Raw genomic sequence first — 15,675 nt, 5'->3', positions numbered from 1 at the left:
AAGTGCTCACTTATGATTCTGCAGGTTTTATTTTGTCTTTTTTGGTTTACGGCCACGTTTGGCTTTGGGTTTGACCAGTTCTAGGTAATAGGTTGTGAAGCGAGGGACAGTAATGGTTGTCTTACCATCTTTGACATAGAGATTGAACGTTTCAGTTGGAATGGCATTGGAGGAGAAGACGAGTTTGTATTCAGCATTATCTGGTAATTCTAACTCTGTTTCGTAGAGATTTTGGTCATTGAAGTTATTAACGACCAGAAGCTCTTGCTCATCACTGAAGCGACGGAAGGCATAGAAATTACAACTTGGATCAATCTTAGCCCACTCGAACCCATCTTCTTGAAAATCTTTAGCCCAAAGGGCACTGTTATTTCGATAAAAACGGGTTAGGGTTTTCATCATATCATGGAATCCTTGGTGGATAGGATAGTCTAGAAGGAACCAATCCATTTGACGGTAGTCGTGCCATTCTCTGATGTGTCCCCACTCATTTCCCATAAAAAGATGATTTTTTCCTGGATGAGCGTAGAAGTAGGCATAATAAGCACGCGCTTGATGGAATTGATCTTCGTAAGAACCTTGCATTTTCTCCACGATAGACAGTTTTCCATGAACCACTTCATCATGTGATAGTGGTAAAATGAACTGTTCGTTATGGTTGTAAAACATACCGAAGGTAATTTCATTGCTGTGATAAGTTCGGTGGATGGGTTGACGTTCAAAATACTTGAGCGTGTCGTTCATCCAACCTAAATCCCATTTAAGGTCGAAACCAAGGCCTTCCTCTTCGAGCGGATGTGTCACCTTAGGATAGCTCGAAGAATCCTCAGCAATCATCATAACACCCTTAAACTCAGTGTGGACTAAAGCATTAACTCGCTTGATAAAGTTAAGTGCAGGGTGATTGACTTTATCATCATCAGTTTCCCCACGCCAATAGATAAGATAGGAGAGTGCATCAACACGAATGCCATCGAAATGAAATTGCTCTAGCCAATACTTGATGTTGGATAAGAGGAAACTTTGTGTTGAGCCTTTGGAGAGGTCGAAGTTGGCAGTCCCCCATTGATAGTTTTCTCGGTCGTGTTCATGGCTATATTCATAAAGCGGGCTGCCATCAAACATGTAGAGACCGTGAGCATCTTTACAGAAATGCAGAGGTACCCAGTCTAAGATGACACCGATTCCTGCCTGATGACATTGGTCAACAAAATATTTAAGCTCATCAGGTTTGCCATAGCGACTGGTCACACTGTAATAGCCTGTGACTTGATAGCCCCAAGAAGCATCTAGTGGGTGCTCCATAATAGGCATAAGCTCAATATGGGTAAAACCGTGACTCTTGACATAGTCAATTACCAGAGGTGCCAATTCCTTATAGGAATAGAAATAGTCCAGTGGCTGCTCACCATCTAACTGCTCATCTTTACGACGTTTCCAAGAGCCTAAATGCAGCTCGTAAATAGAGACAGGGGCTGTCTTGAAATCATAGTCAACTCGCTGATACATCCAGTCGGCGTCCTTGAATTTATAACGCGAGTTATAGGTTGACGAAGCAGTACCAGGACGCGTTTCGCTGTAGAAAGCATAAGGATCTGCTTTAACAATCTCACGGCCATCATGGGTGATGATGGCGTACTTGTAGAGGACTAGTGACTTGACATCAGGCACATAAAGTTCAAAGATCCCTTGGCCGTCAGTGGTCATCGGGTGCGTCTTTTGCCAATCATTAAACTGCCCAATGACAAAAACTTCCTTAGCATTAGGAGCATAAACACGGAATTGGGTTCCCATGATTTTGTTACGCTCTTTGATAATATGAGCGCCCATGGTTTCATAAAGATTGGTATGCTGGCCAGTATTCAGATAATACAGATCTTGTTCTCCAAATTGAATCATCGATTCCCCTTTCTTAGTGTGTGATGCTTTGATAAAGATCGAGATAAGCCTTAGCTGATGATTCCCAGCTGACATCTTTGGTCATGGCATTTGCTACTAATGTTTTCCAATCTTCTGGGCGATTATAGTAGGTATCAAGAGCATAATCGTAGACCATCCGCATAGCATCCGCTGACTTGCCACTAAAGACAAAACCAGTGCCCTCTTGGTTGAATTGGTTGTACGGCCAAACGGTATCCTTAAGGCCACCGGTTTCCCGTACTAAAGGCAGAGCGCCATAACGCATAGCAATCAACTGACTGATCCCACAAGGTTCAAACATAGATGGCATGAAGAAGAGATCGCTAGCAGCATAGATTTGATGCGCCAGAGTTTCGTTATAGCCTTGGTAGAAGGCAAATTTGTCAGGATAAGCATGCTTGTAGTAGTTAAAGGTATTTTCGATGTTAGCTTCGCCATTGCCTAGTACAACAAACTGGACACGAGCCTGCAGCATTTCTGGTAATTTTTCCACCATGAGGTAGAAGCCCTTTTGCCAAGTCAATCGTGAAACAACACCGACTAAGATCGTATCCTTATCTTGTGGTAAACCGAATTGTGCTTGCAGAGCTAGTTTATTAGCGAGCTTATCTTCAATAGTATCAAGGCCAAACGGTTTGGCTAAGGCCTCATCTGTTTCACTGTTCCAGACGTCATAGTCAATCCCGTTGACAATACCAGACAGGTCAAAATAACGCAAACCGAGAACATACTGCATATTCTCACCAAATTCATCTGTCAAGATTTCCTGAGCATAAGTATTAGACACGGTTGTGACCTTATCTGCGTAGAGAATTCCCAGTTTCATGTAGCTAATCTGATCATTGTAGAATCTTGCCGTGCCATCAAGGAAATACCCATAATTCATGCCAAGGCTTGCCCAGAGTTCATGTTCTGGAAAGACGCCTTGAAAGGCTAAATTGTGGATAGTTAGCACATGCTTAATCTTGCGAAATTCTTCTCGGTAGCTGTAGAAAGTCCGGCAAAGAAAAGGAATAGCAGCTGTGTGCCAGTCGTGCGTGTGGATGATATCTGGAAAGTAGCTAAGAGCCTCAAGCAAACGGCAAGTAGCGTGCTGGAAGAAACCGAAGCGGTAGGCATCATCGCCATAACCATAAAGCTCATCACGCTCAAACATATCACGATGTTCAATGAAGTAGAAGGTCACCCCATCGCGGACTTCGCTGTAGACATTGGCCATCGTGTGAATATTGCCAGCATTAACATCATAACTCACAACATAATCAAAGCGCTCGTGGTCATTGATGGCCATTTTCTTGTAAAGAGGGAGGACAACACGGACATCAGCACCGCTTTTGGCGAGTTCTTTAGGAAGCGACCCAATCACGTCAGCCAGCCCACCGCTCTTGATGTAGGGAAGTCCCTCAGAAGCAACAAATAAAATAGATTGTGTCACGGTAAGATCCTTTCTGTGAGAAAGCAGATTAAAGGAAATCGGAGCAAGAGCGTTGCCCAGCCCCGACTATATTCCAAAGTAGTGTAGGATTCATTAGGTTTGTTCGGAAGTTCATTGAAAAGTTAGTTCCTTTTCATAAACTGTCATTCTAAGTTTTCAAATGGCTTTCTATGAGTGATGGAGAAATCTGACTTCTGAGACAGTTTTTTTGTTTCCGAACAAGTCTATCAGATAATTTCGCGCGGCTTGATGTAAACAGGGGTTTCAGGAGTCCCTTGAATATCGATAGAATGCTTGATTTCAGTTTCTTTATCGATGATGGCATTTTCAATTGTCACACCTGAGCGAATAATGGCACCGTTCATGATGATAGAATTTCTGACCACAACCCCGTCTTCAATGACTACATCGCGGTCAATGACGGAATTTTCCACCTGACCATTGATCGAACTACCGTTTGAAATCAGACTGCCAGAAACCTCAGCAAGCGGACCATACAAAGTAGGAGAACTGTCGGTTGTCTGAGTATGTATTGGCCATTTTGGCTTGAAGAGGAGCTTGCGGTTAACGGGATCAATAAGATCAATCTGTGTCTTGTAGTAGGATTCGATGGTATTGATACAGGCCACATAGTCACGATGGGCATAGCCCATGACTTTATAATCATTCACCACATCAGCCAAAATTTCCTTAAACCAATAAAGAGACGAAACTTTATTGGCGCGTTTAATAAGCTCAATGAAGAGAGTGCGCTTCATAAAGTAAGCTTCAAGAGAAATTTGGCGGTTTTTGTACTTACCGTGGTTTTCCTCAAAACCGATGATGCGTTTATTATTATCAAATTTCAAGGTATCACACCCGATAAAGGCTTCTTTAGCATTGGTCGTATTTTTGTAAAGAACAGTAATATCAGCACCTGTCTGTTCATGGGCCTCTTCAACCTTATTAAAATCTTGACTGTAAACGAAGTAACTTGGTGCAATCAAAATATATTCCTTTTTAGACCCTTCAATATAGCGAATGTTGTCTGTAAAGGCTTTGACATCATGTTGGTAGATTGATGTTGCGTTTGACTCGCTCATTAGAAGACGAAGCTTCCCGCGTTTGCTATTGATATTGTATTGATCACCAGTCCCAACGTGCTGAATGGTTGAACGCATCTTGGAAGACATGTAAACTTGGAAGTCAGTAATACCTGAGTTAGAAAAGTTAGAGAGAACAAAGTCAATCAAGCGGTAGCGCCCCAAAAAGCCGTATGCCTGAGTGCTACGGTGCGGCATAAATTCTGGACCAAAATCGACATTTTTACCATCAACATTGACAATTCCTAAGGTGTTTCGTAACATTTTAGTCCTCCTTGTTGTTTGCGATATCTTTATCAATTAGTAATATCTTGTCTTTCGTTCCAGACAAGACAACACCTGGTCCGACCTTGACTTTTTCAGCAACAATGACATACTCCAGATCAGTGTCATCTGCGATTTGCGCTCCTGGCAGAAGAACGGAGTTTTTCACAACAGCTCCTTCAGCAACTTGAACGTCAGTCGAAATAACAGAATGCTCGACATCCCCTTCAATAATGGCACCTTTGTCAATATAGGCTGACTTGACTACAGCGTGCTTTCCAATAACCTGAGCAGGAGATCCAGAGTCCTCAGAGTAAATACGCCAAGTGGCATTTGATAGTTCAAGGTCATTGCTAGAATCAAGCAGATCCATATTGGATTCCCAAAGGCTGTTAACGGTTCCAACATCCTTCCAGTAACCCTTAAACGGATGCGCATAGAGTTTTAAGCCATCTGCCAAGTATTTAGGAATAATGTCGTGTCCAAAATCGTGTGTCGATTCTTCGAGACTTTCATCTTCGAGGAGGTATTTCTTGAGCGTTTTCCAGTTGAAGATATAGATTCCCATAGAAGCGAGATTACTCTTAGGCTCAGCCGGTTTTTCTTCAAATTCCTCAATGCGATAATCCTCGTCAGTATTCATGATACCGAAGCGCGAAGCTTCTTTGAGTGGCACTTCAATAACGGCGATTGTAGCATCTGCCTTGTTGCGTTCGTGTGTTTCAAGCAGTTTGTCATAGTTCATCTTGTAGATGTGGTCACCAGACAGGATAAGGACATGCTCAGGCTCATTTAGGTCAATAAAGTCAATGTTTTGAGTAATGGCATCAGCAGTGCCCTTGTAAAGGCCAAAACCGCTAGTCTTTTCACGCGGAGGTAGAACGAAAATACCAGAATCCTTAACATCAAGCCCCCAGCGTTGCGATTTAGCAACATAGGAGTTGAGTTGAACAGACTCGTACTGAGTCAAAACACCCACGACTTCGATACCAGAATTTGCACAGTTGCTGAGCGGAAAATCAATAATACGATACTTTCCGCCAAAAGCCACTGCAGGTTTAGCGACTTTCTTTGTGAGTCCTTCTAAACGCGTTCCACGACCACCAGCAAGAATCATTGCCAACATTTTATTATTTGCCAAATCAACCAACTCCTTTGTTTTTATTATAGATATATTATATCATAAACATCAGAAAAATGAAATCGCTTTCTATATTTTTTGTCAATTTTTTAGCTAAAACTTACAAATCTTTTGCAAAGTCTTTCCATGACTGATTTTGTAAGAAATCAAACGGTTTCAGATGACATTTTAGAAACCTATTTTTTCAAAAATTAGCCTCAATTTATGAAAAAATTGAGAGGGATTACATGGTAAAGTCGATGAAAAATGAATGATAAACAAAGTGGAGAAATTAACGTTCGGTTTTTATAAGAAAAGCAGCCTTAATTAGCAGGTTCTACCAAAATATGAAAAAGGAGAAAGCTATTTTGGCTGTCTCCTTTTATTTCTATGAGGTTTTATTATTTTACAAAGGCATTAATATCAGCTTCGATAGCGTCAATTTTAGCTTGCGCATCGCTGAGATCTGTGCCAACGGTCGCAATGTAGAACTTAATCTTAGGCTCAGTTCCTGAAGGACGAACGGCAAACCATGAATCGTCAATCAAGCTGTACTTGAGGACGTTGCTTGGTGGCGTTGTCAGAGCTGTTACGTGACCATCCGCAGTAGTAGAAGTGAGTTCTTGGAAGTCTTCTGTTTGTGCCACAGCGATTTGTCCAAAAGTGCTTGGAGCATGGCTGCGGAACTTATCCATAATCTTCTTAATTTCGGCCGCACCGTCAACCCCTGATAAGGTCACTGAAATGGTCTTCTCAGCAAAGTAACCATATTCCTTGTAAATCTCATCAATGCCATCAGCTAATGTAAGGCCGCGAGAACGATAGTAGGCTGCGATTTCAGCGATGATAAGAAGCGCTTGAATCGCATCCTTATCGCGCACAAATGGCTTGATTAGATATCCAAAGCTTTCTTCAAACCCAAACATATAAGTGTGGTTATTGGTGTCTTCAAACTCTTGAATTTTTTCAGCAATGAATTTGAAGCCTGTCAGGACGTTGAACATGGTTGCGCCATAGCTTTCGGCAATCTTAGTGACTAGCTCTGTTGATACGATAGATTTAGCTAACGCTGCATTGGCAGGCAGAGTACCTGCTTGCTTGTGAGCTTCTAAGATATATTTGGCGATGATGGCACCGATTTGATTACCAGAGAGGTTCGTGTAGCTACCGTCTGGTTGACGGATTTCAACACCGAGGCGGTCTGCATCAGGATCGGTAGCGACAAGAACATCTGCTCCGACCTCACGACCTAATGCTTCTGCCATAGCAAAGGCTGCTTGGCTTTCAGGGTTTGGTGAGGCCACAGTTGAGAAGTCTGGGTCTGCAATTGCCTGTTCCTCAACAACCTCAACAGCCTCAAAGCCAGCTTGTGCTAAAGCACGACGCGCTAACATTTCACCTGTGCCGTGAAGAGGGGTGTAGACAATCTTCATATCACGGCCGAATTCAGCAATCAAGTCTGTGTTGATATTAACTGACTCAACTTCTTTGAGGTACTCTGCATCAACAGTTTCCCCAATCATTTCAACAATACCATTTTCTTTAGCTGTATCTAGATCAGCAACAGCGATGTCAAATGGATTTTCGATAGCACGGATGTAATCAGTCAGTGCATCAGCATCAGCAGGTGGCATTTGGCCCCCGTCTTCCCCATAAACCTTATAACCGTTAAAAGGCGCAGGATTGTGGCTAGCTGTAATCATAATACCAGCCCAAGTATGGAGATGGCGTACCGCAAAGGAAAGTTCAGGGGTTGGTCGCAGGCCTTCAAAAACATAGGCCTTGATACCGTGGTAAGCAAGGACAGCAGCAGCCTCATCTGCAAACTCTGGCGAGAAGTGGCGGCTATCATAGGCGATCACAACACCGCGTCGCTTAGCATCGTCTCCTTTGCTTTCAATCAGTTGTGCCAGACCTTCTGTTGCCTGACGAACAACAAAAATGTTGATACGGTTCGTTCCAGCACCGATGATACCACGCATCCCAGCAGTCCCAAACTCTAAGTTAGTGTAAAATGCGTCTTCCTTGGTCTTTTCATCCATGGAAATTAATTCTTCACGAAGGTAATTGGGAAGAGTAGCGGCATCGAGCCATTTTTGGTAATTTTCTTGATAGGACATGGGAAAACTCCTTTATTAATTAATCGCTTTCATTATACCATGATTTTGTAAAAATAACAGTTAAAAATGGAATATTTCTGAAAAATTTTCATAAGAAATCTTTGGAAAAGGAACAGAAAAAGGTGAGTCAACTCCTTCTGAGCCGACTCACCCACACAGTCATGGTAATAACTGTTTAAAACTATCTTTTCACTATTCATCATTAGCCTTTCATTGATCTGTGAATATAGGCCTAAACAGTTAACGCTTCGCTAATTTTTCTAAAACAGGAACAACAGCTACCGTTAATATAGCTGAAATCACCATCTCTGCAATAGCATTGGCACCAAAGACGGTAGCTAGCATTGCTTGGACATCACCAGAGTAGACATTGGCAAAAAGAATGAAAATACCACCTAGCACGAATAAGGTATTGGTCATGGAACCAATAGCGCCAGCAATGATAAGCCCTGTCTTGTTTTTCAAAAAGTTGTAAACGAAGTAAGGTGTAATCCCAATTAAAATCCTCGGTATCATAGCAATGATCAGTGAGTTGATATTCCCATTAGGGACAAAGGGAGAGAAAAGGTAACTAGTCGGTAAGAGGATCATTGTGTTGGTTACCACACTGATAATCCCCATTAAAAACCCTAGACTAGCACCAATACGTGGTCCGTAGATGATAGAGGCGATGATGACAGGGACGTGAACTAATGTCGGTTTGATGGGAACCGGAAGCACATTGAAAATAAATGAGGTCATAAAATGGATGACTAGCATAGTCGCAAAAAACATGGCAACAACAGCCAGAGTGTTAGATTGTTTTTTTCTATTGAGTGATGGCATCTATGGTCTCCTTGATCGTTTGGATAATGAGTGGTAAGTCGGCTAAGGCACCGCGTCCATAATCACCGCAGGCCAGTAAGGCTTCGCGTGGCATGATTTCTTGGTAGCCATAAGCCTTCAGGCTTGCAATATTGGCTTGGGTAATGGAATTTTGGTACATTTGGGTGTTCATAGCTGGCGCAATCAACTTAGGCGTCTCAGCAGGTAAAGCCAGGGCGACACAAGAGACAATATCATCGGCTAAACCATGCGCTAACTTAGCAATTGTATTGGCAGAAGCTGGCACAACGATAAAAAGATCCGTTTGCTTCGCCAGTTCGATGTGATTGACTTTATCTGCTTTTGGCTCATCCATGACATCCAAATGAACACTGTTTTTAGACAAAACTTGTAGGGTTAATGGTGTGATGAATTGCGTGGCAGATTTGGTCATCAAAACGGTCACATCATATCCCAACTTGGTCAACTGACTGGTCAAATCAGCTGCCTTATAAGCTGAGATAGAGCCTGTAACGGCTAACGTAATGCGTTTAGTCATGACTGATGTTCCTTTCGTTCGAGATAGTTCAAGAGTTGTAGGGAGATTTCCTGCTTGGTTGTGGCACGTTGCTCGGACTCATGATCAACAAGGTAAGCGATATGCCGATCCCCTGAAATCTCTGTCAAATCATTGGCCACAATCAAATCAGCTTGGTTTTTAAGAAGGCTATTCCTAGCAACACTAAACAGTTCAGACTTGTCAACATCGACCAAAAGTTTAAAACCAATAAGAATTGTCTCAGGGTTCCATTTTTTGATCATGCTGATGAGTTTCGGTGTTTTTTTGAGAAATAGAACTTGGTAATTAGCGTTAGACGAAATTTTAGTTTCCGAGTTTTGAGCATGAAGAAATTCAGTCAGATCGTCCGAGTTTGCCACAGTATCAAAGTCAGTCATATAGATTGGACTGTAATCAGAAACCGCCATAGCATGGATAACGGCATCGTGCGTAGGAACTTGCTGTTCTAAAGCCTCTAGCAAACTGGCAACATTGCTCACAAGCAGAGTTGTCAACCTATCGTGCTCGGGTGGCTTCAGCGCATGCTTGGTGGTCACAAAAGTCACCTCATGACCGGCTGCCAGAAAGATTTCAGCCATGACTTGTCCTAGTCTACCAGTGGCTTGGTTGGTAATCTCACGGACTTGATCAATGCTTTCAGCTGTCCCGCCAGATGTTATCAAAATTTTCATAGGCCTATTTTACTTTATTTGACGCAGTAAGTCCAGATTTTGCAACAGTTTGCAGAAATTAAATCGTATCTTCTGATTGATTTTTAGGTGGTTTTGACCAGTACCAGCTCAGCGCGATGATATGAGCAAGGTAAATTCCCAGAAGCATCCATTTGACTCAGACAGTACATGCCCAACCCAAAAATGATTGTCAATGAGAGAAAGAGGTGGCTTTTTTTACGTTTACTTACTTTTCGCTCGACAAAAGGTTCGACAATATATTCTTGATATTTCTTAGAGGATGCCATTTTTGATAGAGCCGATCAGGAGATCTCGCAAAACAAAAGGCTGCTATCAGATAAAAGACCGTCGTTGGTAATATCGGCAAGTACAAACCCAGCGTTCCAAGAACAAAAACAAGCAGACTGATGATTAAAAAGATAATTTTTTAAGATGGTGCATGTTAATTCCTCAGTCAAATATCGTTTTTAAAATTGTACCATATTTTTGAAAAAAGAAGAGACATAGGCAACTTTCTTCCTACACAAGAACTTATCCCCAAATAGCGTTGTTATCTTTTGTAAGGGAAATATTATACAATTGTTACATAATGTCCTTTATTCGTCAAACCCTTCTGTTATAATAAACCTTGGACATTAAAAGAATCTCAGGAGAATTGAAAATGAAAAAGATGGCTCAGAAAACAATAATGACAGGCCTAGCCTTGGCAGGTGTTTTTGCTGGATTGGTTGGAAATCCTTTCACGGCAACTGATAATAACGTCGAAGCACAAGGATTGACTGGAGATGCAACGCAGGATTTTATCAACTTAATTGGTGAGCGCGCGCGCCAAATCGGCCAAGAACGTGATCTTTATGCTTCGGTAATGATTGCGCAGGCTATTTTGGAATCGCACAGCGGTCAGTCTGGACTAGCTATTGGTCCAAGCTATAACTTATACGGTATCAAAGGCTCTTACAACGGTCGCTCCGTTACGATGAAAACTTGGGAAGATGATGGCTTTGGCAATCCTTACTATATTGACGCACCGTTTCGCGCCTATAATAGCTGGGCTGAATCAATGTACGATTATGCCAATCTTTTAAGCTCTGATTTTTATGCAGGAGCTCGTAAGTCTTTTGCGCCCAACTACTGGGATGCAACGGCAGCATTAACGGGAACTTATGCGACTGATACATCCTATGCGACAAAACTCAATAGCATTATTGAGCGTTATGGTCTGACAGTTTATGACCAGCCAGCCTATGTGGTAGCCGCGCCAGCCGGAGATACGGTTTGGAACAGCTATCGCGGTCAGTACACCAGCTCACAGACTTTAGCAGAAGACGAATCTTGGAGCACCTATCTTCGTAGTAACGGTTACGGACAATAAAAAATTGCCCTCACAACTTAACACTTATCACAGTGCCTCACTTGTGATACAAATTCTAAAAATTACAGACTGCGTCTTACAAAAGATTGCAGTTTTCTTTTTTTGAAAAATCTCTTGACAAGTATTTTTAGATATGCTAGACTAAGCTCATTAATAAAAATGAAAGGAGTTTGAAAAAATGAAACAAGCAACAGTAAAATCAATTCAAAATCTGACTCCTTTTATGGTAGATGACGTGTTTTAAGTGTGCAGCTTAGGCTCAAGTAGTCTTTTCGTGTGTAAAAATACTAAAACCATACCCTTTCAGGCGTCAGATAGCTTGAAAGGGTATGGTTTTTTGTGTGGAAAAGTGAAATAGGAGAAGCTCGTTTGAAGAAAGTTTAGGAGCAATTGCTGTCTTTGTCAGCGTTTCTGTTTTAGTGATTTTAATGCTCGAGCCGTCCTAAATCCTGAACCCTCTGCGTCCGTGGTTCATTGGTGCTAAAGCACCTAGTGACTTGCTGCCATTTTTCGTTGCTTTTCTTAACGGGCTTTGTATCTTAATGAACTGAACACGGGCTAAAATGCTCGGTAAAATTCAAAAATTTCCTAGAGTGTTTACACTCCTCGTCAATTTTCTCATTTTTCAACGNNTNTCTNAACGGGCTTTGNATCTTAGAACTGAACACGGGCTAAAATGCTCGGTAAAATGCGTGAGTTCCCTTGAGTCTTCGGACTCATCGGTCACTCCCTTATTTTCCAGCGCATTTCTATACGCCCTTTGTATCTTAGTATAAGGAGAATTTTATGAACGATTTGTCTAAGGAACGGTCGATGCTGTCTGCAATTTGGTTTTTTGTGAAAGCAAATTGGATGACTTACTCAATTGTTAGCCTTGGTCTTTTGATTAGTTATGGGCTTTTTGTGGTGCCAACGCAAATGACTCAGAAGGTCATCAATCAGATCAGTCAAGGAACGTTGACACAAGAAAGTTTGCTTTGGTCAGTGTTTATAGTTTTGCTGGCAGGTATTGTCACATATATTGCTGATTTGATCTGGGTTCGCTTGCTTTTTGGAAAGGCCAGTCGTTATCGCTTTGAGTTACGTCGAGGTCTTTTTAACAAACTGATTCACATGCGGACGCCTTTTTATGAAAAATTTCGGTCAGGTGATATGCTGACACGCTTCACCAACGATACCAATGATTATTCTGAACTGCTAGGCTTTGGTGTGATGAGTATCTTTTCAGCTTTGGGAACGATTTTCTTTGTCCTACCTGCCATGGTTTTGATTTCCTGGCAGATTACCCTGCTAGCTAGTCTGCCGATTCTGATTTTGGGCATCATTGTCTACTGGATCAGCACTAAGCAGGAGATTGCTTCTGAAGAATCACGGGAGGCTGTGGCCAACCTCAGTAATGAAGTCCTAGAAGTGATCGAAGGCATCCGCGTTACACGTGCCTACGGTAAGAAGGATTTAGGTGCTAGGCGTTTTCAGAAAAAGACTGAACAACTGGTGCTTAAAAATGATAAAATCATGTTTTATCAATCTGCCTACGGGCGTTTGGCGCTGACTTTCTTGGGGTTAAGCACCGCTTTGGTTGTCGGATTTGGCGGCTATTACATGAGTATTGGGAGCCTCCAACTAGGGGATGTCGTTGCTCTTCAGCTTTACGCTATCATGCTGATGGATCCGATGTGGGTGCTCTCTGACATGGTGTTGGTTTACCAGATTGGTAAGGTGGCTTATGATAAGCTGACCGAGCTCATGAACAGCACCGATGATATGGAAAAGGACGGTCAGCTTCAAGCGGATGCTCTTGAGCGCATTACGTTTAGAGATTACAGCTTCGCCTATGCTGGCAGTGATTTGCCTACCCTAAAAAATATTAACTTGACTCTGGAAAAAGGCCAAACATTAGGAATTGTTGGGAAAACAGGTAGTGGAAAAACGACTTTGGTCCGCCAACTCTTGCGTCAGTATCCGATTGGAACAGGGCAATATCTGGTCAACGGCCGTCCGATTACCCAGTTTATGCGTCAAAGTTTGGAAGACAAGCTGGGCTATGTCCCACAAGAACACATCCTTTTTTCTCGTAGCGTGGCAGACAACATTCGTTTTGGCCAGCCAGAAGCTAAGGCTGTTAAGGTCATGAACGCAGTTGAAGCAGCAGTTTTTGCAGAAGATGTGACACGGATGAGCCAAGGCTTAGAGACCATGGTTGGGGAGAAAGGCGTGTCCATCTCAGGAGGCCAAAAGCAACGGATTTCAATCGCGCGTGCTCTCATCAAAGAGCCTGAATTGCTAATTTTGGACGATTCGCTGTCAGCAGTTGATGCTAAAACTGAGCGAAAAATTATTGAAAACATTCAACAGCTCCGCCAAGGCAAGACCAATGTCATCGTTACCCACAGGCTCTCAGCAGTTAATCATGCTGACTGGGTGATTGTGCTTGAAAATGGCCAAGTGGTTGAAGAAGGACGCCCTGCTGATCTGCTAGCTCAGGGTGGCTGGTATTTTGAACAATACCAACGCCAGCAAAGCGAAGAAACGATAGAAGGAGGAGCTTAAAATGCAGATTACCTTACGATTATTAAAAGAAATTAAGCTCTTTTGGAGACTCTTTGCTCTGGGGATTTGCTTGATGATCCTCTCAGGAATTATGGTTCAAGTGGCACCTTTGATTGTCCAAGAGACCATTGATACTGTACTGACACCTGTTTCAAAAGGTGCTCCGCTAGATACAGGGCGTTTGCTGACCCAGCTGGGACTTTTCATTGGACTGACCATTATCGGAAATAGCATCAGCTATGGTTCGGTTCGCATACTCATGCATGTGGCCAATAAGGTCGGCGAAGCCCTTCGAAATCGTGCCTATGATGTCATGCAACGCCTGCCTATTTCTTATTTTGACGATAAGCCTGCCGGAAAAATTTCCTCACGGATCGTCAACGATACTGAAACGCTGCGCAGCCAATTTTACGGCACTATGCTATCTAATATCATCATCAATCTACTCTGGGTAGTCATCATCTATGCGGTTTTGATTTACCTCAATGTCTGGCTGGGGCTTTCGCTCATGCTTTTGATTCCTGTTTTTATACTCTGGCAAAAATATTACTCTCACCAGACAGAAGCTGCTATGACTAGCTTCTACGAGGCCCAGAGCGAACTCAATAGTCAGGTCAACGAAGCGATGAATGGTGCGAGTATCATTCAGCTTTTCGGCCAAGAAGAAGCAATGGCCACTCAGTTTGACCAGACCGCTGAGCGCATGCTGGCTTCAGACCTCAAAATGACCAAGGTGGAGTCTACCATATCCTGGTCTTTAGTTGAACTCTTCAAGCGGATTGTTCTATCCTTGATTCTTGCTGTGGTTGGCTATTTCTTTCTCGGAGGAAGCCTTGGCATTTCCGCTGGTTTGATTTTCTCCTATATCAACTACACCGAGCGCCTCTTTAATGCTTTGGGCATGCTGGTACGTTTGTTGCCAAATATGCAGCGCTCCTTAGCGACTGGCAAGCGGGTCTACGAACTCTTAGATCAACCTCTAGAAAGCGATAGTGACCGCCAATTGGTGGTTGAAAAAGGCGAGGTTGTTTTCGAACACGTTTCCTTTGCTTATAAGGAAGGCCATGATGTCTTAAAAGACATCAACATCACTGCTAAGCAAGGCCAAACCATTGCTCTGGTCGGACACACAGGTTCTGGTAAGAGTTCCATTATGAACCTACTCTTTCGTTTCTATGATCCGCAAAAAGGACGAATTTTGATTGACGGCCAATCTATCGCTGACTTCAATCGTGAAAGTGTTCGTGCTGAGATGGGGATTGTCCTGCAAGACCCCTATCTTTTCACAGGAACCATTGCTAGCAACGTGGCCATGGATGATCAGAATATGTCTGATGAGACGATTTTGTCTGCCTTAGAAAAAGTCGGCGCCAGTGATATGATTGCTCGTCTTGAAAAAGGGATTCATGAGCCAGTCGTTGAGAAAGGCAATGCCTTCTCCAGCGGTGAGCGCCAATTGATTGCCTTTGCGCGGACGCTAGCGTCTGACCCTAAAATCTTGATTCTAGACGAAGCAACCTCTCACATTGATACCGAAACCGAAGAAGTCATTCAAAAAGCTATGGACGTGGTCAAGGAGGGACGCACCACCTTTATCATTGCCCATCGCCTGTCTACGATTCAAAATGCCGATCAGATCTTGCTTCTCCACGAAGGTCAAATTGTAGAACGAGGGACGCACCATGAACTCCTCGCACTCGGTGGTCGTTACGCTGATATGCACCGCATGCAGCAAAAGGTGTAACCTAGCACTCCCT

Annotated in this window: 12 protein-coding genes; 3 read left to right on the top strand and 9 right to left on the bottom strand. The window is 42.9% G+C overall.

From position 1 onward, the window contains the following. Window positions 1-27: 27 nt before the first annotated feature. The 9 genes from glgB to A3I5_RS13025 all read right to left on the bottom strand — a co-directional run bounded on the left by glgB (window position 28) and on the right by A3I5_RS13025 (window position 10,417). Complete coding sequence (gene glgB / locus A3I5_RS11375) at window positions 28-1,899, bottom strand: 1,4-alpha-glucan branching protein GlgB (RefSeq protein WP_018372594.1); 1,872 nt, start codon at window positions 1,897-1,899, stop codon at window positions 28-30. 13 nt (window positions 1,900-1,912) lie between these two features. Then, on the bottom strand, window positions 1,913-3,355 hold the full coding sequence (locus A3I5_RS0100205) for a glycogen synthase (protein ID WP_018372593.1): 1,443 nt from the start codon (window positions 3,353-3,355) through the stop codon (window positions 1,913-1,915). A gap of 227 nt (window positions 3,356-3,582) precedes the next feature. Further along, window positions 3,583-4,701: a glucose-1-phosphate adenylyltransferase subunit GlgD gene (gene glgD / locus A3I5_RS0100200; RefSeq protein ID WP_018372592.1), complete on the bottom strand. Its 1,119-nt coding sequence runs from the start codon at window positions 4,699-4,701 to the stop codon at window positions 3,583-3,585. 1 nt (window position 4,702) lies between these two features. Further along, window positions 4,703-5,842 (bottom strand): glucose-1-phosphate adenylyltransferase, encoded by a 1,140-nt coding sequence (locus tag A3I5_RS0100195; protein ID WP_026216841.1) that lies wholly within the window; start codon window positions 5,840-5,842, stop codon window positions 4,703-4,705. 380 nt (window positions 5,843-6,222) lie between these two features. Next, the gene (locus tag A3I5_RS0100190) at window positions 6,223-7,941 is read right to left on the bottom strand and encodes a phospho-sugar mutase (RefSeq protein ID WP_018372590.1); all 1,719 of its coding nucleotides are present in this window, start codon (window positions 7,939-7,941) and stop codon (window positions 6,223-6,225) included. Window positions 7,942-8,181: 240 nt separating this feature from the next. Next, window positions 8,182-8,766, bottom strand: a complete 585-nt coding sequence (locus A3I5_RS0100180) for an ECF transporter S component (protein ID WP_018372589.1) — start codon at window positions 8,764-8,766, stop codon at window positions 8,182-8,184. After that, window positions 8,750-9,304, bottom strand: a complete 555-nt coding sequence (coaC, locus tag A3I5_RS0100175) for a phosphopantothenoylcysteine decarboxylase (protein WP_018372588.1) — start codon at window positions 9,302-9,304, stop codon at window positions 8,750-8,752. Before coaC ends, A3I5_RS0100180 begins: the two co-directional genes overlap by 17 nt. Further along, window positions 9,301-9,996: a phosphopantothenate--cysteine ligase gene (locus A3I5_RS0100170; RefSeq protein WP_018372587.1), complete on the bottom strand. Its 696-nt coding sequence runs from the start codon at window positions 9,994-9,996 to the stop codon at window positions 9,301-9,303. Before A3I5_RS0100170 ends, coaC begins: the two co-directional genes overlap by 4 nt. 226 nt (window positions 9,997-10,222) lie before the next feature. Further along, on the bottom strand, window positions 10,223-10,417 hold the full coding sequence (locus A3I5_RS13025; protein WP_408640777.1) for a DUF454 family protein: 195 nt from the start codon (window positions 10,415-10,417) through the stop codon (window positions 10,223-10,225). A 240-nt stretch (window positions 10,418-10,657) separates the two neighbouring features. On the opposite strand from A3I5_RS13025, the gene A3I5_RS0100165 reads away from it, so the two are divergent. From A3I5_RS0100165 to A3I5_RS0100155, 3 genes are all read left to right on the top strand, one after another. Further along, the gene (locus A3I5_RS0100165) at window positions 10,658-11,368 is read left to right on the top strand and encodes a glucosaminidase domain-containing protein (RefSeq protein ID WP_018372586.1); all 711 of its coding nucleotides are present in this window, start codon (window positions 10,658-10,660) and stop codon (window positions 11,366-11,368) included. Window positions 11,369-12,181: 813 nt separating this feature from the next. Further along, entirely contained in the window at window positions 12,182-13,918 is a 1,737-nt protein-coding gene (locus A3I5_RS0100160) for an ABC transporter ATP-binding protein (RefSeq protein WP_026216839.1), read from the top strand. A gap of 1 nt (window position 13,919) precedes the next feature. Further along, on the top strand, window positions 13,920-15,662 hold the full coding sequence (locus A3I5_RS0100155) for an ABC transporter ATP-binding protein (protein WP_018372584.1): 1,743 nt from the start codon (window positions 13,920-13,922) through the stop codon (window positions 15,660-15,662). Window positions 15,663-15,675 lie beyond the last annotated feature (13 nt).

The organism is Streptococcus merionis DSM 19192 (genome assembly GCF_000380085.1).
GTDB lineage: Bacteria > Bacillota > Bacilli > Lactobacillales > Streptococcaceae > Streptococcus > Streptococcus merionis.
Note: the sequence above shows the minus strand (reverse complement) of the source record. Positions and strands in the feature narration are given on the sequence as shown.